At 58.8% G+C, this 18,965-nt stretch carries 20 protein-coding genes; 10 read left to right on the top strand and 10 right to left on the bottom strand.

Going from position 1 to position 18,965, the window contains the following annotated elements; translation table 11 throughout:
- Nucleotides 1-39 precede the first annotated feature (39 nt).
- From DET50_RS08545 to DET50_RS08525, 5 genes are all read right to left on the bottom strand, one after another.
- Entirely contained in the window at nt 40-519 is a 480-nt protein-coding gene (locus DET50_RS08545) for a DNA polymerase ligase N-terminal domain-containing protein (RefSeq protein WP_113862445.1), read from the bottom strand.
- Between the two features lie 41 nt (nt 520-560).
- Nucleotides 561-872 carry a hypothetical protein gene (locus DET50_RS08540; RefSeq protein ID WP_258546086.1) on the bottom strand — a complete coding sequence of 104 codons (312 nt, stop codon included), beginning with the start codon at nt 870-872 and terminating at the stop codon, nt 561-563.
- Nucleotides 873-1,005: 133 nt separating this feature from the next.
- Entirely contained in the window at nt 1,006-2,127 is a 1,122-nt protein-coding gene (locus DET50_RS08535) for a histone deacetylase family protein (RefSeq protein ID WP_113862444.1), read from the bottom strand.
- 83 nt (nt 2,128-2,210) lie between these two features.
- Nucleotides 2,211-2,735, bottom strand: a complete 525-nt coding sequence (locus tag DET50_RS08530) for a cytochrome b (RefSeq protein WP_113862443.1) — start codon at nt 2,733-2,735, stop codon at nt 2,211-2,213.
- A 64-nt stretch (nt 2,736-2,799) separates the two neighbouring features.
- Nucleotides 2,800-3,144 (bottom strand): hypothetical protein, encoded by a 345-nt coding sequence (locus DET50_RS08525; protein ID WP_113862442.1) that lies wholly within the window; start codon nt 3,142-3,144, stop codon nt 2,800-2,802.
- A gap of 218 nt (nt 3,145-3,362) precedes the next feature.
- Between DET50_RS08525 and DET50_RS08520 the strand changes: the two genes are divergently transcribed.
- Complete coding sequence (locus DET50_RS08520; RefSeq protein WP_113862441.1) at nt 3,363-4,088, top strand: response regulator; 726 nt, start codon at nt 3,363-3,365, stop codon at nt 4,086-4,088.
- A complete protein-coding gene (locus DET50_RS08515; protein ID WP_113862440.1) occupies nt 4,085-5,518 on the top strand; it encodes a sensor histidine kinase in 1,434 nt (477 codons plus the stop codon). Before DET50_RS08520 ends, DET50_RS08515 begins: the two co-directional genes overlap by 4 nt.
- Nucleotides 5,519-5,551: 33 nt before the next feature.
- On the opposite strand, the gene DET50_RS08510 is transcribed toward DET50_RS08515, so the two are convergent.
- On the bottom strand, nt 5,552-6,103 hold the full coding sequence (locus DET50_RS08510; RefSeq protein ID WP_113862439.1) for a hypothetical protein: 552 nt from the start codon (nt 6,101-6,103) through the stop codon (nt 5,552-5,554).
- Nucleotides 6,104-6,249: 146 nt separating this feature from the next.
- Here DET50_RS08510 and DET50_RS08505 point away from each other — a divergent pair, with 146 nt between their 5' ends.
- From DET50_RS08505 to arcC, 6 genes are all read left to right on the top strand, one after another.
- Entirely contained in the window at nt 6,250-6,909 is a 660-nt protein-coding gene (locus DET50_RS08505) for a DUF2238 domain-containing protein (protein WP_113862438.1), read from the top strand.
- 64 nt (nt 6,910-6,973) lie between these two features.
- Nucleotides 6,974-7,387, top strand: a complete 414-nt coding sequence (gene arfB, locus DET50_RS08500; protein WP_113862437.1) for an alternative ribosome rescue aminoacyl-tRNA hydrolase ArfB — start codon at nt 6,974-6,976, stop codon at nt 7,385-7,387.
- Nucleotides 7,388-7,463: 76 nt separating this feature from the next.
- The gene (locus DET50_RS08495; protein ID WP_113862436.1) at nt 7,464-8,909 is read left to right on the top strand and encodes a YfcC family protein; all 1,446 of its coding nucleotides are present in this window, start codon (nt 7,464-7,466) and stop codon (nt 8,907-8,909) included.
- Between the two features lie 23 nt (nt 8,910-8,932).
- Complete coding sequence (locus DET50_RS08490) at nt 8,933-10,162, top strand: arginine deiminase (RefSeq protein WP_113862435.1); 1,230 nt, start codon at nt 8,933-8,935, stop codon at nt 10,160-10,162.
- Nucleotides 10,163-10,180: 18 nt separating this feature from the next.
- A complete protein-coding gene (locus DET50_RS08485; RefSeq protein ID WP_113862434.1) occupies nt 10,181-11,182 on the top strand; it encodes an ornithine carbamoyltransferase in 1,002 nt (333 codons plus the stop codon).
- Between the two features lie 15 nt (nt 11,183-11,197).
- Nucleotides 11,198-12,103 (top strand): carbamate kinase, encoded by a 906-nt coding sequence (gene arcC / locus DET50_RS08480; protein ID WP_113862433.1) that lies wholly within the window; start codon nt 11,198-11,200, stop codon nt 12,101-12,103.
- A gap of 17 nt (nt 12,104-12,120) precedes the next feature.
- On the opposite strand, the gene DET50_RS08475 is transcribed toward arcC, so the two are convergent.
- The 3 genes from DET50_RS08475 to DET50_RS08465 all read right to left on the bottom strand — a co-directional run bounded on the left by DET50_RS08475 (nt 12,121) and on the right by DET50_RS08465 (nt 15,960).
- Nucleotides 12,121-13,662: a sensor domain-containing diguanylate cyclase gene (locus DET50_RS08475; protein ID WP_181799955.1), complete on the bottom strand. Its 1,542-nt coding sequence runs from the start codon at nt 13,660-13,662 to the stop codon at nt 12,121-12,123.
- Between the two features lie 107 nt (nt 13,663-13,769).
- The gene (locus DET50_RS08470; RefSeq protein WP_113862431.1) at nt 13,770-14,144 is read right to left on the bottom strand and encodes a hypothetical protein; all 375 of its coding nucleotides are present in this window, start codon (nt 14,142-14,144) and stop codon (nt 13,770-13,772) included.
- Nucleotides 14,145-14,241: 97 nt separating this feature from the next.
- A complete protein-coding gene (locus DET50_RS08465; RefSeq protein WP_181799954.1) occupies nt 14,242-15,960 on the bottom strand; it encodes an alpha/beta fold hydrolase in 1,719 nt (572 codons plus the stop codon).
- Nucleotides 15,961-16,319: 359 nt separating this feature from the next.
- On the opposite strand from DET50_RS08465, the gene DET50_RS08460 reads away from it, so the two are divergent.
- Nucleotides 16,320-17,066: a maleate cis-trans isomerase family protein gene (locus DET50_RS08460; RefSeq protein WP_258546085.1), complete on the top strand. Its 747-nt coding sequence runs from the start codon at nt 16,320-16,322 to the stop codon at nt 17,064-17,066.
- A gap of 22 nt (nt 17,067-17,088) precedes the next feature.
- Nucleotides 17,089-17,592: a nucleoside deaminase gene (locus tag DET50_RS08455; protein ID WP_181799953.1), complete on the top strand. Its 504-nt coding sequence runs from the start codon at nt 17,089-17,091 to the stop codon at nt 17,590-17,592.
- Between the two features lie 42 nt (nt 17,593-17,634).
- Here the strand turns inward: DET50_RS08455 and DET50_RS08450 are convergent, their stop codons facing one another.
- The gene (locus tag DET50_RS08450) at nt 17,635-18,939 is read right to left on the bottom strand and encodes an MFS transporter (RefSeq protein ID WP_258546084.1); all 1,305 of its coding nucleotides are present in this window, start codon (nt 18,937-18,939) and stop codon (nt 17,635-17,637) included.
- Nucleotides 18,940-18,965: the final 26 nt, after the last annotated feature.

The following is an 18,965-nucleotide window of genomic DNA, read 5'->3' as shown; positions in this document are numbered from 1 at the left end:
GACGGGAAATGCTCTGGAGCGTGTTTCAGGAAAAAGCCCTCATCTCTGACACCCTCCGGATTGCCCAGTCTCCATTCTTACCAGGGAATAGCCGCCTTGCAGCTTTTCTCCAGCCAGACTTATCGTGAGCTTGCCCGCCTCAAGGTGCTTTTCCAGGGCGCCAGGATCGTCACCGTCCTCCTCAAGGGAAGCGAACTCGCCCCTGTCCCAGACCATCACCGTACCGGCGCCGTAATGCCGCTCGGGGATTACACCTTCAAAGTCTGCATATTCCAGCGGATGGTCCTCGGTCCGAACGGCCAGACGCTTCTCACCGGCGGCGGTAGAGAGTCCTTTGGGCACCGCCCAGGACTTGAGCACACCGCCAACGTTAAGGCGAAAGTCATAGTGGAGGGTACTGGCGTCGTGCTTCTGGATAACAAACAGTGGTCCTGTATGGGCGGAACCATCCTGGCCGGATGGCTCGCCGGTTTTACGGAAATCCCTTTTCTTCTTGTAGCTGGCAAGTTTCTCGCTCATGTCTCCTTCCTTGCCAATTTCGCCTCAAAGGCTCGCTAGACTCACTGACTGATTGGCTGGCAGCCACGCATTGAGAGCGCCAGGTTTGCGCTGGCCCTGATCTGATCGTAGTACTTCGATGCGGTATTCACACCCATCTCAGCGTAATTGCTGGCCGTCGGGCTGATCAGGCTACTCAGTTGCGCCCAGGCACTGGCGGATTGCCGGTCCCGACTGTAGGCATCGAAGGCCTGGTAGATTTCGTTGCAGGTGACACCGTCACCATCCGTCGCGGCGGAAGACATGTAGGTGGAGGTCTGGCAGCCAGACAAAAGCGTGGTAGCGGCAACAGCAACTAGGAGCGGATATTTCACGGGCTTTGATCTCCGGAGATTCGAGAAATGCATTCAGATTTGCCCGCGATACTAGCAAAAAAGCACGGGGGATGAATTGCAGCATATTATCCCGGGTCCACGCGCATTTGATGCCGCCGGAACCAGAAACGACTCAATCGCCAGCGGGATCCTCTGTAAATGCACTGAGGTGAAACGCGATGGCTTCCTCCACCGCATCCATGCCACATTCTTTGGGTTCCGGGACTGCCCCGCCGGCCAGAACCTCCAGAACAGAGCGCACGCCATGGGCCAGTGACTCCGTGTTGTACCCCCCTTCAAGAACAAAGGCCAACCGGCCGTCACACAGCCGGTCTGCCAATGACTGAACAACATCAGTCATGGCGGCCAGGCCCTCGAAGGACACATTCATCGCAAGATCGTACCAGTGAACGTCGAATCCCGCGGACACCAGAATGAGATCCGGCTTGAAGTACTCTGCGGCCGGCACAAGAATCTCGTTGAAGGCCCGGAGGTAAGCCACATCACCGGCACCGCCCGGCATGGGAACGTTCACCGTCGCACCCTCGCCCAGCCCCGCCCCTACCTCCTGCAAATTGCCACTGCCCGGATAAAAAGGTGATGCGCGGTGGATATCGAACAGCATGACATGCGGGTCAGCCCAGAAAATATCCTGGGTACCATTGCCGTGGTGGGCATCCCAATCGACGATCAGCACCCGCTCGCAGCCAAGCTCGGCCAGTGCGTGGGCGGCCGCAACGGCTACGTTGTTCAACAGGCAGAAACCTCTGGCGCGCACCGGTTCTGCATGGTGGCCAGGGGGCCTGACGAGCGCAAAGGCGCTTCGCGTACTGCCTGAAACCACGGCCTCAACCGCTGCAATAGCTGTTCCCGCCGCCACCTCGGCAGCTTCGATACTACCGGGAGATACAGCGGTGGTATCCACATCCAGCCAGGCATTCTTGTTACGAAGGGAAAATACATCATCGAGATAGGACGTGGTGTGAACACGGGCCAGCTGCTCCCTCGTGGCGACTTTACCCGCTGCAAACCGAACACCTTCCACCGGCTCACGCCTGAGCAAATCCAGGATGGCATGAATGCGCCCAGGGTGTTCAGGGTATTTCCACTGGACGTTCAGGCCCGCCAGGATCGCCCGGACGCGCTTGTCCAGGCGCCCGGGAAGAAAGGCCGCATTCACATCGGGGGCGTGATTAAGCACCCGTTCGTCGTAGAAAACGGTGACATCTTTTCGCTCTGTCACAGCAAGCTCCATGCATTCGTTCAGGGGGTGCCGCTGCCATCCGGGCACTCGGCACCGCTGATCAAAGCATAGTCAAGGAAACAGATACCGGACACTCAGGCCATGCGCTTCAGAATACGGTCACCCAGCAGGTGCTGGTGCGCCAGTGCTGCTGCCACGTGAATGCCAATCATCAGCCAGAGCACGTTGGCGAGAACCTCATGGACGTCCTCCCCGCTTTCTTCCAGCCATTCCACCTCCGGGCCCGAGCCAGACAGCGTCCAGCCAAAGAAGGTGACAGGGTCCCCTTCCCCCAGCGACGTCGCAAGTCCGGACAACGGCATCAGAATCATCAGTGCGTACAGCGCGACATGCCCTAACCTGGCCATGGTCGCCCAGTGGGCAGGCGGAGTGAGGCGCGAACGGTTCAGCCATCGCCACAGCCCACGAAACAGCACAAGCCCGAACAATGCCAGGCCCAGGCTCTGGTGCCAGGCCATCAAGGAGGCTTCCGAAAGACTATGTTCCAGGGCCTCGAACCAGACCTCGCTGGCAAGCATGAGCAACAGCAACACCGCCATAATCCAGTGCACGGCACGGGAAACGGCTCCATAACGGTTTTCAGCATCCATCAACGTCATCATCAATCTCCTTCAGCAGGGTGGCAAGAGCCCTCCCCGGGGCCCTCGCACTGACTATCGACTCTCAGTTCCGGCGTGCATCACGAGCCGGTGCGCCATATTGGTTAAACTCCTGCTCCCGGATCAGGTTCTGTTCGGCATCCCGCAACTGCACCAGATAGGTACCGTCTTTGGTCTCCTCCACGGAGACGTCCACTCCCGGACCAAACCGGCGAAGCGCCTGGCCATAAGCCATGATGCGCATCTCCTCAGTGCTGTACTGCTTGAGATCTGCGTTCATGGGCTTACCGTCGCGGCGATGCTCATAGCGGTCGTCGTCCCAGTAGTCATCGTCTGCGGATACCAGAAGCGGTGCGGCACTGAGCAAAGCGGCGACGGATAAAGCGGCAATCGTGGTGGTCTTTTTCATGGTAGAACTCCTTGCTTGATGAAACCCATGACGAAATGTCATTGCTGGTCGGGAATCATTGCACCAAGGAAACGTCGCAGAATTGTCTCGGTCAGACGGCGACTTTGTCGCAAATTGTCGCAAGTGCCGGAATCGGGATGTTTTTTGACAACATCGTGCCCAAGTGCCGCGGCAGGTCCCCTATAATCGGGGCAACAGCCAAGCAGACGGAGTAACGAGTGAGCACTTCTCCCACCATTCTGGTAGTCGACGACCATCGGGACATTCGCGATCTGGTCGGCCGCTATTTGCAGGAGCACGGCCTTCGAGTGCTGCTGGCAGACGGTGGGGATGCCATGAAGCGGCAGCTGAGAGCCCACTCTGTGGATCTGGTCGTGTTGGACATCATGATGCCGGGAGAGGATGGCCTCACCCTCTGCCGCTACCTCAGGGAACACACCGAGTTGCCCGTCATTCTTCTGACCGCCATGAGCGAGGAGACCGACCGCATCGTCGGCCTGGAAATGGGCGCCGATGACTACCTGACCAAACCCTTCAACCCCCGGGAGCTTCTGGCCCGCATCAAGGCTGTTCTGCGCCGCACCACAGCGTTACCACCCCAACGCAGCCCCATGGCCGGGCAACGCCTGTCATTCGAGGGCTGGACCCTGGATGTCAACCGCCATCAGCTGGTCGATCCGGAAGGAGTGGAAGTGTCCCTCAGTACCGCCGAGTACAAGTTGCTGCTGGCGTTCCTTGAGCATGCCGGTCGTGTGCTGTCACGGGATCAGCTGATGGACCTGACCCTGGGCCGTGAAGCGGATGCCTTCGACCGCAGTATCGATAACCATGTCAGCCGACTGCGCCGTAAGATCGATCCGGATGCCCGCAACCCCAGGCTGATCAAGACCATCTGGGGCGGTGGCTACCAATGGATTGCCAGCGTGGAGGGGGGCGGAGAGTGAGATTCTGGCCCCGCCGTGCCGGCGGACAGCTCGCCCTGTTACTGATTCTGGTGCTGGTGGCCGCACAGATCATTACCATCGCGATTCTGGCAGGAGAGCGCCAGGGCGCCCTGCGCAGTGCCAGCCTTGAGCATGTTCTGGAGCGGATAGCCGACGCCTACACCCTGCTCGACACCACAGACCCGGGGCGTCAGGAGCGCATACTACGGGCGCTTTCCAGCTCTTCCCTGCACCTTTCCATTGATCCCGCACCTCACCTGCCCGCCGACGAAGCTTCAGTCATGACCCGGCAACTGGCTACGGAACTGGGCCTGACCGGTGAACAGATACGGTCAGCCATGGCAGCGGATGAAGCAGAGTGCTTGCCGGGCCGGGAACCGGATGGCGATGACCACGAAGACCGCGAGAAACACGACGATGACGACGAGCATCACGACGATGAGGATCGCCGCGAGCACCGGGAGGACCGGCACGAGTGCCCACCCATCCTGGGGGTTTCCCTGGCCTTGTCATCAGGCCAGTGGTTCAACGCCCGAGCCCAGCCGCCAGCACCTTCCTGGCTCTGGCTGAAAGCGACCCTCACCAGCGTGGGCATTACTGCAGTGCTTCTGATCCTCACGGTTCTGCTGGCAATCCGACGCATTCTGCAACCGGTGAACGAACTGAGCCGGGCCGCCCATGCCTTCGGACGTGGTGAGAAAATCCGGATTCCGGAGCGCGGCCCCGAGGATATTCGAGAAGTGACGCGGGCGTTCAACCAGATGCAGCTCCAGGTCGGCCGGGCGCAGGAAGACAGGGAACGTCTGCTGGCTGCCCTGGCCCACGATCTGCGAACCCCTATTACCTCCATGCGGCTGCGGGTGGAAATGCTACCTGAGGGTGAGGACCGGGACCGGCTGCTCGATTCCCTGCAAGAAATGCAGCATCTGGCGGAAGCCACTCTGGACTTCATTCGCGGAAGCACCACCGAGAAACACCGCCGATATGACCTGGCTACCCTGCTGGAAAGCCTCTGTGAGGATCTCCGGGAAATGGGACTGGCGGTGGACTATGAAGACAGCCCACGGTGCGTTCTTCAGGGCCAGCCGGAGGCGGTCAAGCGCGCCCTGCGCAACCTGATCGAGAACGCCGTCAAGTATGGGCAAAGAGCCGACGTGAAACTGGAAGCCCCTGAAAAAGAGGCCATCATCACCATCACCGATCAGGGCCCGGGCATCCCGGAGGCGGAACGGGACCGCGTGTTCCAGCCCTTCTACCGCCTGGAACAGTCCCGCAGCCGCGACACCGGCGGAGCCGGCCTGGGACTGGCCATCGCCCGGACCCTGATCCGGGGCATGGGTGGAGAGATCCAGCTGGACACCGGCCCGGAAGGCCGGGGGTTGCGAGTGTCTGTGATGTTGCCGATATCAGCGTCCGGGAATCCTGGCTGATCGGCTCCACGATGGCTCAGCCATTCATCGCTATCACGGGCTTCCACTCAGCTGAAGCTCAACCTCCATCACCGCCAACCTCCGCAACAGCCGAATACGACGAAGCAGGGGCCACCAGTCATAGAGAAAAATCTCCATCGGACGCCACATGGCTACCCACCCGCCGATCCAGAGGCTTTCGCTGATCAGCATCATCAGGCCACTGTCCGGGACCTGATTTTCAATCACGCGACTCACCCCGAGACACACGGACAGGAACGCCAAACCAATCACAAGGCTCAGCCGTCCTTCATGCATCAGCCTTCGGAATTCCCGGCGGGCAAACTGCTCTCGTTCCGAGAAATAAGTCCGGACCGCCCGCAGTACCCGGTCCCGGGCGGCTGCCAGGTCTTCACAATGGTTCAGCAGAATCTCCAACCGGAAGTCCCCGTGGGCCGGGTGCTCCTCGGCCCACTCCATGATGAACGACTCCGCATTGGCATCCAGGTCCCGACCGACGAAGGGCGAGGGATCGAGGGAATTGAACAACTGGGAGATGCTATCAAGGCGCAGGCGAATGAAATTTACGGCCCGTCCATCACTCACGAACTTGCCACCTCAGATCTTATAAGTTGATACCAGGCATGCTTGCTTCAAGTATAGCGACCGCTGAGAGCAACAACCTGGCCCGAAGTCATTTCTGTAAGCTGTTGTGTTAGGGTAACTCCACCGAGCACGGGAGCCTTCTGCAGATGCGAATCAGAATTACCCATCAGAGAATCACTGTTGCCCTGCAACTGGTCCTGCTGGCTGAAGCGATTTTTGCAGTCTGGGGCCAACGCTGGTTCACGGCATTCCTGACCGGGATGATCATCCTGATCACCTTTTTCCCGGTGCTGTTCGAGCGACGCTTCCGGATTCACATTCCGCCGGAGTTGCAGTTGGCGGCCATCGCCTTTGTATTTGCTTCGCTGTTTTTGGGCGAGATTCGGGATTACTACACCCGGTTCTGGTGGTGGGATATGGCGCTTCACACCATGTCCGGGTTTCTGTTGGGCATCATTGGCTTTTTGCTGGTGCACATCATGAACGAAACCGAAAAGATTCATGTCCACATGAAGCCCGGCTTTGTAGCATTTTTCGCCTTCCTGTTTGCCTTGGGTGTCGGTGCCATGTGGGAGATCTTCGAGTTTGCCATGGACTCTCTCTTCGGTATGAACATGCAGAAACCGATGCTGGATGATCCCTCCGGGCTTACCGATACCATGTGGGACCTGATCGTCGATGGGATAGGCGCGCTCGTGATCTCTTTTCTGGGCTGGCGTTACCTGAAAAGGCCGGATGCAAAATCCTTTCTTGAGCGCTGGATTGACGGTTTTATCGAGCGTAACCCGAGGCTGTTCCGGCGCTAGCTCGGCTCGCTGGTGCGCAGAAATCTAAAACACTCAAACCATCAACAGGCTTCATCACCACACCATGCTGAAAATCTCCAACGCCGTCGAACTCGCAGACTGGGAAATCCAGATCACCCAGATCCGCGCCCAGGGTGCCGGTGGCCAGAACGTGAACAAGGTGGCCACGGCGGTTCACCTGCGGTTCGATATCCTGCACTCCACCCTGCCGCCCTTTTACAAGGAGCGGCTCATGGCGTTATCCGACCAGCGCATCAGCAAAGACGGCATCGTGGTGATCAAGGCGCAATCCTTCCGTAACCTGGAGCAGAACAAGGAAGATGCTCTCGAGCGCCTGAAGGAGCTGATCCAGGGCGCGGTAAAACAGCAGAAGGCCCGCCGGCCAACCCGCCCGACCAAGGGCTCACAGCGGCGCAGGGTGGACCGAAAAACCCAGAAGGGGAAGATCAAGGCTCTGCGCGGTAAAGTTAAAGCCTGATTGCGACTGTGCAAGTCACGTTGGCGTCTATACTGGGTGTGGTTGACAGTCTTATCACGAAGCCAGGGGAGGCAACATGACTGACGAGAAGCAACCCGCATCGAATCCGGAAGAAGATCTGGCCACTCGATTTCCCACCGCCTATACCATTCTGTTTTTACTGATTATTCTGGTTGCAGCGCTCACCTGGATTATCCCCGCGGGCCAGTATGAACGGGTCATGAACGAAGAGGTCGGGCGTGAAGTTGCCGTGCCCGGCACCTATGAAACGGTAGATCCCAACCCACAGGGTTTTGTGGATGTGATGCTGGCGCCGGTGGCCGGCTTTTACGATCCGGACAGTTACACGGCCAACGCTATTGATGTTGCCCTCTTCATTCTCTTCCTCGGCGGGTTTCTGGGTGTCATGAATGCCACCGGCGCCATCGACACAGGCATCCGCAGTGCCATGCACAGATTGGAGGGTCGGGAGATCTGGATGATCCCGATCCTGATGACGCTCTTTGCGATCGGAGGTACAACCTACGGCATGGCCGAGGAGACCCTGGCGTTCTATGCCATTCTCATTCCGGTGATCATCTCGGCGGGGTATGACGCGGTCACTGGGGTTGCCATCATCCTCATAGGTGCCGGTATCGGAGTGTTAGGGTCAACTATCAACCCGTTTGCCACCGTTATTGCCTCCAATGCCGCTGAGATTCCCTTTACTGACGGCATCGTACTGCGGTTTGTGCTGCTTGTGGGTGGCCTGGTCATTTGTGCCGCCTACGTTATGCGTTATGCCCAGCGGGTCAAGGCGGATCCATCCCGCTCCGTGGTTGCCAAACAGCTAGACGCTCACCGCAAGATATTTCTTCGTGGTCATGAAGAGATTGAAGATTTCACCCTGACGGGTACCCAGAAAATCGCCCTGGTTATTTTCGCACTGACGTTCGCTGTAATGATCTGGGGTGTCTCCTCCCAGGGCTGGTGGATGGCCAGAATGGGTGCGCTCTTCCTGGGGTCGGCCATCGTGATTGGCCTGATCGCCCGGTTGGGCGAGAAAAAGCTGACCGGCAGTTTTGTCGACGGCGCCCGCGACCTGCTGGGCGTGGCACTGGTCGTCGGCCTGGCACGGGGCATTGTGGTGATCATGGAACAGGGCATGATCGCCGATACCATTCTCCATAGTGCAGAAACCACGCTGGGTGGCCTGCCGGAACTGGCCTTCATCAACGTGATGTTCTGGCTGGAAGTGGGCATGAGTTTCTTCGTGCCGTCCTCCTCCGGCCTTGCGGTGCTGTCCATGCCCATCCTGGCGCCGCTGGCGGACTTCGCCAATGTGGGCAGAGATCTGGTGGTGACCGCCTTCCAGTCAGCCAACGGGCTGGTGAACCTGATCAATCCGACCTTCGCCGTGGTGGTTGGTGGCCTGGCCATTGGTCGCGTCTCCTATGACCGCTGGCTGGCATTTATCTGGCCCCTGTTGCTGATCCTCACGGTGTTCATCAGTGCGGTAATCAGTATCGGTGCGTTTCTCTGACCTACGGCAAAGGAGACTGCGACATGGTTGAGCACACACTTGGCGTTCACTCCGAAACCGGCACCCTCCGGCAGGTTATCGTCTGCCGCCCGGGACTTGCCCATCGAAGGCTGACACCCTCCAACTGCGATGCACTGCTGTTTGACGATGTGTTCTGGGTCAAGCAGGCCCAGAAAGACCACGACGTATTCGCCGGGCTGATGCGTGCCCGGGGCGTGGACGTCCTGGACGTTAACGAACTGCTGGCAGAAACCCTTGATATTCCCGAGGCACGGGCCTGGATTCTGGACCACCGGATTACCTGGAATCATATCGGCGTGGGCATGGTATCGGACCTCCGCGCCTGGATGGATGAACTTCCGGGCCAGACCCTGGCGGAGTTCCTGATTGGCGGGCTGGAAGTGGGAGATCTGCCCTTCGACCCGTCCGGGCTGTTTGGCAACCACCTGGGGCCTCACGGCTTCGTACTTCCACCGCTGCCGAACTTTTTGTTCACCCGGGACAACAGCGCCTGGATTTATGGCGGTGTCACCCTGAACCCCATGTACTGGCCCGCACGCAAACCGGAAACCTTGTTGATGAGCGCAATCTACCGTTATCACCCGGCATTCGCAGGCAAGGTTAACGTTCATTGGGGTGATCCCCTCAAGGACCATGCCCTGGCTACCCTGGAAGGGGGAGATGTCATGCCGGTGGGCAATGGCGCAGTCTTGGTTGGTATGGGGGAACGCTCTTCACCCCAGGCCATCGGCCAGTTGGCCAAGGCCCTCTTTGATAGCGGAACCGCGGAGCGCGTGATCGCCTGCCAGATTCCAAAAACCCGCTCCGCCATGCACCTCGATACCGTATTCACCTTCTGTGGCGGCAACGTGGTGACCAGCTTCAAGGAAGTCGCCGATGAAGTGGTGTGTTACGACCTGCGCCCGGGCAAGGGCGACAAGCATCTGTCGTTTGAACAGGATCCCCGGCCGCTGTTTGACGTTGTTGCCGATGTACTTGGCTACCCTTCCCTGGAGGTGATCGCCACCGGTGGCGATACGCCCGCGGAGCGGGAACGGGAACAGTGGAACGATGGCAATAACGTGCTGGCCCTGAGCCCTGGCGTGGTTATTGGCTACGACCGCAATGACGATACCAACGCCGCCCTGGAAGCCGCTGGCATCGAGGTGCTTCCAATACCCGGCGCTGAGCTTGGCCGGGGCCGGGGCGGCGGGCGGTGTATGAGCTGCCCGACAATACGGGACGCAGTCTGACGAGGAAGGAGCAGAGTCATGGCTTTTAATCTCAAGAACCGGCATTTCCTGACCCTGCGGGATTTTACGCCCCGGGAAATCAATTTCTTGCTCAAGCTTTCCGCCGATCTGAAAACCGCCAAATACGCTGGCACCGAAGTGCCACAGCTAAAGGGCAAGGACATCGCACTGATTTTCGAAAAGAACTCCACCCGAACCCGGGTGGGGTTTGAGGTTGCAGCCTTCGATCAGGGCGCCCGAGTCACCTATCTGGGGCCGACTGGCACTCATATCGGCCATAAGGAATCCGTCAAGGACACCGCCCGGGTGCTGGGCCGCGTGTATGACGCCATCGAATACCGGGGATTCGGCCAGGCGGTTGTCGAGGAACTGGCGCAGTATGCCGGTGTACCGGTCTACAATGGCCTGACCAATGAATTCCACCCCACGCAGATCCTGGCGGATTTCCTGACCATGCAGGAAAACGTGGAGAAACCCCTGCGGGACGTGGCCTTTGTGTTCATCGGGGACGCCGCCAATAACATGGGCGACAGCCTGCTCATTGGTGGCGCCAAGATGGGTATGGATGTGCGCTTGTGTGCCCCCAAAGCCTGCTGGCCCGGAGAAGAGGTTCAGAACGAGGCCCAGTCAATTGCCAGTGCCACGGGCGCCAGAATCCTGATCACGGAAGACATTGATGCCGCCGTAAAGGGCGTGGATTTTGTCTACACCGACGTGTGGGTGTCCATGGGCGAACCCAAGGAAAAGTGGGCCGAGCGGATCAAACTGTTGCAGCCCTTTCAGGTGAATGCTTCCCTGATGGAGAAAACCGGCAACCCCCGGGCGAGATTCATGCACTGCCTGCCGGCGTTCCACAATACCGAAACCGCCGTCGGCAAGGAAATTCAGGCAGAGTTCGGCATTGAGGCCATGGAGGTCACCGACGACGTCTTTGAGAGCCCGGCATCCATCGTATTCGACCAGGCGGAAAACCGGATGCACACCATCAAGGCAGTGCTGGTCGCCACTCTGGGCAGCTGATGGGAGGAACCTGACATGCTTGTAGTAGCAGCCCTGGGCGGCAACGCCCTTTTGCGGCGCGGTGAACCCCTGACCGCCGAAGCCCAGCGAGCCAATGTGAAGATCGCTGCAGAGGCGCTGGCCGGCATCATCCAGGCCGGTCATCAACTGGTCATCACCCACGGCAACGGGCCGCAGGTGGGTCTGCTGGCTCTGCAGGGGGCCGCCTACAAGCCGGACGAAGCCTACCCGCTGGACGTACTGGGCGCCGAGACCGAAGGCATGATCGGGTATATCATCGAGCAGGAGCTGGAAAATGTCCTGAGCCATGACCGGCCAGTGGCGACCCTGCTCACCCAGGTACTGGTGGACAAGGATGATCCCGCCTTCAAAAAGCCCACGAAATTCGTCGGGCCGGTTTACGACAGGAAGGAAGCAGAGGCCAAAGCCGACGCCGCAGGCTGGCAGATTGCACGGGATGGCGACAAATGGCGGCGGGTCGTGCCCTCGCCCGCCCCCCTGGAGATACCAGACATTCGGGTGCTCAAACTCCTGCTGGACCAGGACGTCGTCGTCATCTGTGCCGGAGGCGGCGGCATTCCGATTCTTCGCCGTGATGACGGCAGCATGGTTGGCGTGGAGGCCGTCATCGACAAGGATGCCGCCAGCGCGCTGTTGGCCCGACAACTGGGGGCAGATGCCTTACTGCTGCTCACTGACGTGGATGCCATCTACCGGGACTTTGGCAAAGACACTGCCGCGCCTATCAATGAACTCACTCTCACCGAGGCCCGCGAGCTGGACCTGCCTGCCGGCTCCATGGGGCCCAAAATGGCGGCAGCGGGCAATTTCGTCGAAAGCGGTGGTATCAGTGGTATCGGCAGGCTCGAGGATGCCCTGGCAATTCTTGAACGCCGGGCGGGAACCTCTGTTACCCCTTAGTCTCGGGCTTGCGCCCCTCAAACCAGAGTTCCACCACCGGTAGGGAGGAGACCACGACGTTTCAACTCTGCCCTGTCCCGGCCCTGCGCCTTAGCCGTGTATAGCGCATCATCCGCCTCTGAAACCAGTTTATCGAAGCTGGCACCATCCCACTCTGCGACACCTACGGACGCGGTCAGTGTAATGTGGTGATCATCAATCGGCACCGCCACACCACGCACACATCCAAGGAGCTTTTCACACAGGTGTGCCAGGTCTACATGGTCCGAATCGGGCACGATGACCATGAACTCCTCTCCTCCCCAACGACCAAAGCGATCCACCGATCGGAGGGATGACGCGATGGCCCGCACAAACTCTTGCAGGCAACGGTCGCCAACAGCATGTCCGTATTGGTCGTTTACGCCTTTGAAATAATCTATATCCAGCAATATGACAGAAAAGGCCCGCTGACTACGTTCGCTTCGTTTTACTTCATCCTCGCCAAGAAGTTTCATCTTTCGACGATTCGCAATGCCGGTCAGCTCATCGGTCAGCGCCAGTGATTGCAGACGCTGGTTGGCCTCATACAGCTCCTCGGTCCGGAGACGCACCCTCTCTTCCAAGGCCTGGTTCAGTTGCCTAACCTCAGAGAGAGCCTCGCGAAGTTCGTTCGATTTCCGACGGTTCTGATGCACAAACGCTGCGATGTACAGCACCATTACGGTAAAAAGTACCGTAAACTCCTGAGTGAGCAATGCGCTGTGCGACTCAGACTCACGGATAAACGGCCCCGCCCCCGCAGCCGTGGTGAAGGCAACATACAAGGCTACCGCAGTCGCCAGGCACGAACCTGCCAGGGGGCCGAAGCGAATGGCCACCCATACTGGCGCTACAACGACCACAATAGGAGTTAAAGCCAGATAATCCTCCGAATGCAGGTTCCCGGCGAAAACCAGAAAACATGCCATCAGGCTGACGATCCACGCCACCGCCAGTTCAAGTCGCTGGGGCCATCTCCCGTTTGCTGATTGTCGCCGAAACCTGGCGCTGAACAGCATGTGAAGAAACGGGGTCAGGATAATCAATCCAGTTGCATCGCCGATCCACCAAAGACGCCAGAACGTGAGGAAGGAGGTATCGTTGGTTAACAGGAAATAATAGACCGACGCTCCCCCCAGGGCAGCGACCGGAGAGGCGATGAAAAACACAGTAAACAGAAAAACACTGAGGTCCTTGGGCTCATACCAGTCCATTTCCCTATTCAGAAAATAACGAATCAGGCTAGCCGCCAACAGACACTCTGTGATGTTAATAGCGCCGAACAGCAGCGCCTGGGTAACGGTGAATACCGGAACGTCTGCAAGAACTTCCGCGCACAGGACAGCCACCAACAAAGGCCACCAGTAACGCGGTGGACGGCTGAGTAAAGCAGCCAACAAGACTGCATTCGGAGGCCAGAGAACAACGATTCCACTCTCGAGAGCAGCAAAATGTACTCCCACATAGGCGCCCGAATAGTAAAGTAGCCCGATAAGTAGTGGAAAGACAGAGACACGGCAAAGGCTGTACAAGGTCATTTTCTCAGTTACAGTCCGTGTACATGGATAGAACCGGCCCATAAATCCCTATGAAACCCGGTAAGCTAATTCAACACCACAAAGCTCCATCTTTCCAATTTAAAACATCATTTGACCAGGCCAGACTGCGGCACCAGGCAATTCATCATGGTGATTGACAGATCCCGAAAGACGGAATCAGACGCCACAATACTCGGGAACCGGTCGTTCATCGCCCGCCGACAGGAAGAGCTACGTGCCTTGCCCTCCTTCACGCAACCTGAATGCAGATCTGTGCCCGCAGGCTGGCCGGTGGCCTGCTCACAGAAAGCAGGAACCTGGGTGACCAGCCAGTCTACGACCACGCTCCGCTGAACCGGATCGGACGCCAGATTTGAGAAGCGGCTGGCATCTACCGGCTCGGGCTTTTCCCGGGTCTGGTCCCAGAGGACAAAAATCAGCGCAAGAGAAACCAGTGCGACAGTGACCATCGGGAACTTCATGGGCGGACTCCCAGGTTTTTGAGGATAGTCCGCGATCATAAAGACTCCGTGCCTTCGGGCCAAGCCAGTCCCGCCTTGGCCCCCTGCACATCGTGCCTTACAGCGCTCCCTGCAACACCGGCAACTGCACCGTCCCCTCAACATTGACGAAGGGCACGAGCGCATCCCGCGACCAGCTCGCTGGGTACTGGGGGTGGAAACCATAGATCAACAAGGCGAGCTCATCTCCGGGCGCCAGAGCCTCAGCCACCCCGACCAGCTCGATGACTTCCCGGTCCTTGAGCCCCCGCACCGGTTTGATCTGATCGTCGATCAGTTGCCAGCGACTCTCGCCACCAGCACGCTTGCCAAGACCAACAAACACCATCGGATCACAAACGGCAGCGTAGGGATCGAGTTCTACCTCACAGGTTGAACGACCTGCCAGATCAGACACCGTGAGTGTAGCAGTGGGAATCCCGCCAAGTGTCGCTCCACTCTCTCCTGCTTGGCCAAGAACCAGTGCCGCAGGCGGCTGAGTAGCGGTTGCGACGGCTTCGTAACCGGAGGCCACGGGCAGCTCGGTTGCCACGCTCCGCTCGACTACCGTCGCACCCCGGAGCACTCCTCCCTCAAGGTCTGGAGCGGGGAAGTCGTCCATGGGCACCATGACAGACTCGCCGTCAGCCAGTGAAAGACAGACTTTAGAGTCGGTTCCCTCAAAGTAACCTGCCAACGGTTTACCCTGAAGATGGTGCTCCAGCCAGTTCAGGGTAGCGTCCGAAATCGAGATATCGCCACAGGCAAACTGACCAGCTGCGCCCTGGAAGCCCGGAATTTCCAGCAAACCTGCCGTCGGATCCACATAGTCAGCTGGCTGCAACTCGTCGGGCGCCTCCACGGGCAGGATGTGACCGGACTGGTGGGTCAGCAGGCGCACATCCCCGCCCAGCGCTTTCAGGCACTCAAAGTTACGCCAGGCTTCATTGAAATTGAACAGCGTGTCTTTCATACCCTGGGTCAGCAATACATCCACTTTCGGGTACGGTGTTGGTTCGACGTCAAATGCTGGTGGGTTGATCTGATAGTTCAGCAAGTCCGGGGTCTCGGATACCGACACCGGTTCTCCCGTACAGCGATATGCGGGGCTATGGTAGTAGAAGAAGTCCAGACCCGCTTCCGGGAAACGGTTCAGTGTGGCGCCCTGCGCCAGGATCTCACGAATGATCGGATCCAGGCCTCCGTTACCATTCCCGGTTGAGCCAGTTTCGCCGCCGGCAACAAGTGCCAGATCCCAGCCGGTTTTGATGACATTGCCGGGATTCAGGCTGTAACGCAGATCGTGCCAGGTAATATCCGGAACAAGAGCATCAAGCCTCTGGCGCGGATCCTGTCCGTGCAGCAGGAGCTGGAAGCCACCGCCATAACTACCGCCGATCGCGCCGGCCACAAGGTTTGGGCTCAATTCCCGAGGAAGGTCAGGCTCCTGACGGTATTGCAGATAATCGAGATTTTCCTCAGCCCAATCGAGAATCTGGATCAGATCGCGCCCCTCGAACTCGGGATCCATCACGCGAACAGTGCCGGTGCTTTCACCGAAGCCCCGCTGATCGATCGAGATGACTGCAAAACCGGCCTCACGGTAGTTTTCAAACCCTTCGGTATTTCGTGACCCACCGAAACCATGACCATGCAGTACCAACGGGTGGCCCTGTTTGCAGTCAATTCCGCCAATCGGCTCGAGCACCTGAAAGGCAATGGTTTCACCACTGGCCGAGGTCAGCATTACCGGGTAACTTCGGCCGCCGTCCCTGGGGGTATCGTCGGCGCAGGACACGGGTGGAGCCTCACATTGAGGAGGTGCCCCATTGCCCGGATTTGCACAGGCCTGGTCCGGGGACACCCGGTTTTGTTGGGCGGAAGGTTGTGAGCTTTCAGACGTCGTTTCAATGCATCCGGCAACAGCCAGAGCAAGAAATACGGTAATCAGGCGAGGGCTGAACACCCCGGGACACTTCAGGGAAGGCATCTGTTCTTCTCCTTGTTTTATTCATCAGAAACCAACCCGGAACAACGTGGCAGACTGAATTATGTTCCAATCTGCCAGGACAAAGGCCTGAAAAGACAGAATTGACGCCCGCACAGGCAGTCGCGCAAACTGGTAAATACATTCAGCTCTGCGCCGACACGCATGCCATGGCAGCAATGGACCAGACACCACCTCCCGCAAGACTCGGTTTTCTTTACCCCGGCCATGCAGCCGAGGAAGACTACCCGTTGATGGGCGGAATGATCGACCCACCAGCCGAGGTCCACCTGATCCACACTGAATTTCTTGAAGACGCCCATACCATCGAGGCACTTAGTGAAATGGGCAGTATCGAGCGGCTGTCTAAAGGTGCGGAAGCCCTGGCCGGCTCAGGGATTGAATCCGTCATGTGGACGTCCACCAGCGCCAGCTTCGTACTTGGACTGGACGGCATCCGCCAACAGATCGACGCTCTTGAGAAAACCCTCTGCGTTCCGGCATCCACAACGGCCATGGCGTTTGCCCGGGCCATCACCGCAATCGACGCGAAGAAAGTTGCCATTGCGGCCACCTATCCGGAAGACGTAGCGCTGCGATTCCGCCAGCTCCTCAATCACTTTGACATCGACGTAGTGCATCTTTCCAGCCGTGGCATTGTGACCGCCGCCGAGGTTGGCACTCTTGGAAAAGAGGAAGTGATCGACTTCGCCATGGCGAATGCCCGCGAGGACGCGGACGCACTGCTGATTCCCGACACCGCCCTCCATTCAGCCGCCTGGCTGACCGATCTGGAGCAAGCCACCGGCAAACCGGTGCTGACAGCGAACCAGGTCAGTTTCTGGGAGGCTCTGCGTTTATGCGGGAAGCTGACACCACAGGCCGCACTGGGGCGTTTGTTTGAGGAAGTTCCCTGATCTCATATCGACGGAGGCTCCCATGATCAACGAGACCGACATGAAGCATCTGGGCCGCTGCGTTGAACTGGCCACCAAGGCCCTGGAAACCGGCAATCCCCCCTTCGGCTCGGTCCTGGTGGATGAAACAGGAGCGGTAAGATACGAAGGCCATAACCTGACCGCCGACGGAGATGATACCCGGCACCCGGAATTCGCGATTGCCCGATGGGCAGCGGCAAATATGACGCCGGATGAACGGGCAGCGTCGACGGTATACACCTCCGGCGAACACTGCCCTATGTGTGCAGCAGCCCATGGTTGGGTCGGCCTGGGGCGGATTGTCTATGCCAGCTCTTCAAAGCAATTGTCCGCCTGGCTGGATGAGCTACACCTGACGCCCCCGCCGGTGGCAACCCTGCCAATCAATCAGGTTGTACCCGGATTACCGACAGAAGGACCGTTCCCGGCACTGGCGGAGGTCATCCGCGAGCTGCACCGGCGGTACCAGAATAGCCAGAAGAGGAAAAACCAACCCGCGGAATAACGCGGTGATTCCCGGGACTTGCATTAAGCCAGGAAAGTTTAATCAGCGAGCTTTCCGGGCCTCGGTCGCCGGAACCTTCAGCATCAGCACAAAGCCCACTAACAGGAAGACCAGGATGGTGCTCATGCCCCAACGCTGGCTATCGGTCAGTGCGGTCACCGCGCCGACCAGCAAGGGGCCTGCGAAAGCCGTAGCCTTTCCGGAAAAGGCAAACAGGCCAAACATCTGGGTCTGCAGGTGTGGTGGAGCCACCCGGGCCAGATGTGACCGGCTGGCCGATTGCAGAGGCCCGACAAAAATACCCAGGATCATGCCCCAAACCCAGAAGGCCGTCGCGCTGTCTACCAGCAGGATGGCCAGAGCACTGCTACCCAGTCCCACCAACGCCAGCAGAATGGTGTTGCGCCCGCCAAGGGCATCGTCAATCCAGGCAAACCCCAGTGCACCCAGGCCTGCCGTCACGTTCAGGGCAATGGCGAATTGCAGCACTTCGGTGGGGCTCATATTGAAGGTACCGGCGGCATAGACGCCCCCGAAGGTAAAAATGGTCGCCAGGCCGTCGGTGTAGAGCATGCGGGCAATCAGGAATCGCACAATGTCCTTGTACTGGCGGACATGGGCGATGGACTCCTTGAGTTGTACGAACCCGGCACGGGTGGCTGCCGTCAGGCTCAGGCCAGTAGATGGCCGGTCCGGAGTGAAGATAAATGCCGGCAGCGCAAACACCAGATACCAGACAGCCACGAGCACGAAGGTCGCGCGCACGTGCTCAGCCTGATCCCGGTCCAGGTTGAAGAGGTTTGCGTCAGTCTCGATAAAGCCGTACAGCGCGACTACCAGGCTTGTGACACCACCCGCGTAACCCAGCCCCCAGGCCCAGCCGGACCAACGGCCTGTACGCTCCTGGCTGGCCATATCCGGCAGCATGGAATTGTAGAAAATGAACGCGAACTCGGCGCCCAGGGTGCCCAACCCTACCCATAGCGCAGCGTTCCAGAACTGGTCCTGATCCGGAGTAACGGTCCAGAGCATGGCACATGACACCACGCACAACAGGGTAAAGCTGATCAACCAGGGTTTGCGGCGCCCTGACTGGTCTGCAATGGCCCCCAGCATCGGCGCGAGGATCGCAATAAACACACCGGAGATGCCCACAATGTTGCCCCAGGCATTGGTGCCGGCAACTTCGTCCTGCACCACAGAAACGCTGAAGTACTGGGCAAAGACAAACGTGAGAATGATTGTGAAGAAGGCACTGTTGGCCCAGTCATACAGCGCCCAGGACCAGAGTGCGCGTTTGTCTTCCTGAACACCCGAGGGCTGGGCGTGGGGCATGTGTGGTGGCATGTTCGGCTCGGCTAGTGATCCATACA

This window comes from Marinobacter pelagius, assembly GCF_003315345.1.
GTDB classification, from domain to species: Bacteria; Pseudomonadota; Gammaproteobacteria; order Pseudomonadales; family Oleiphilaceae; genus Marinobacter; species Marinobacter pelagius_A.
Note: the sequence above shows the minus strand (reverse complement) of the source record. Positions and strands in the feature narration are given on the sequence as shown.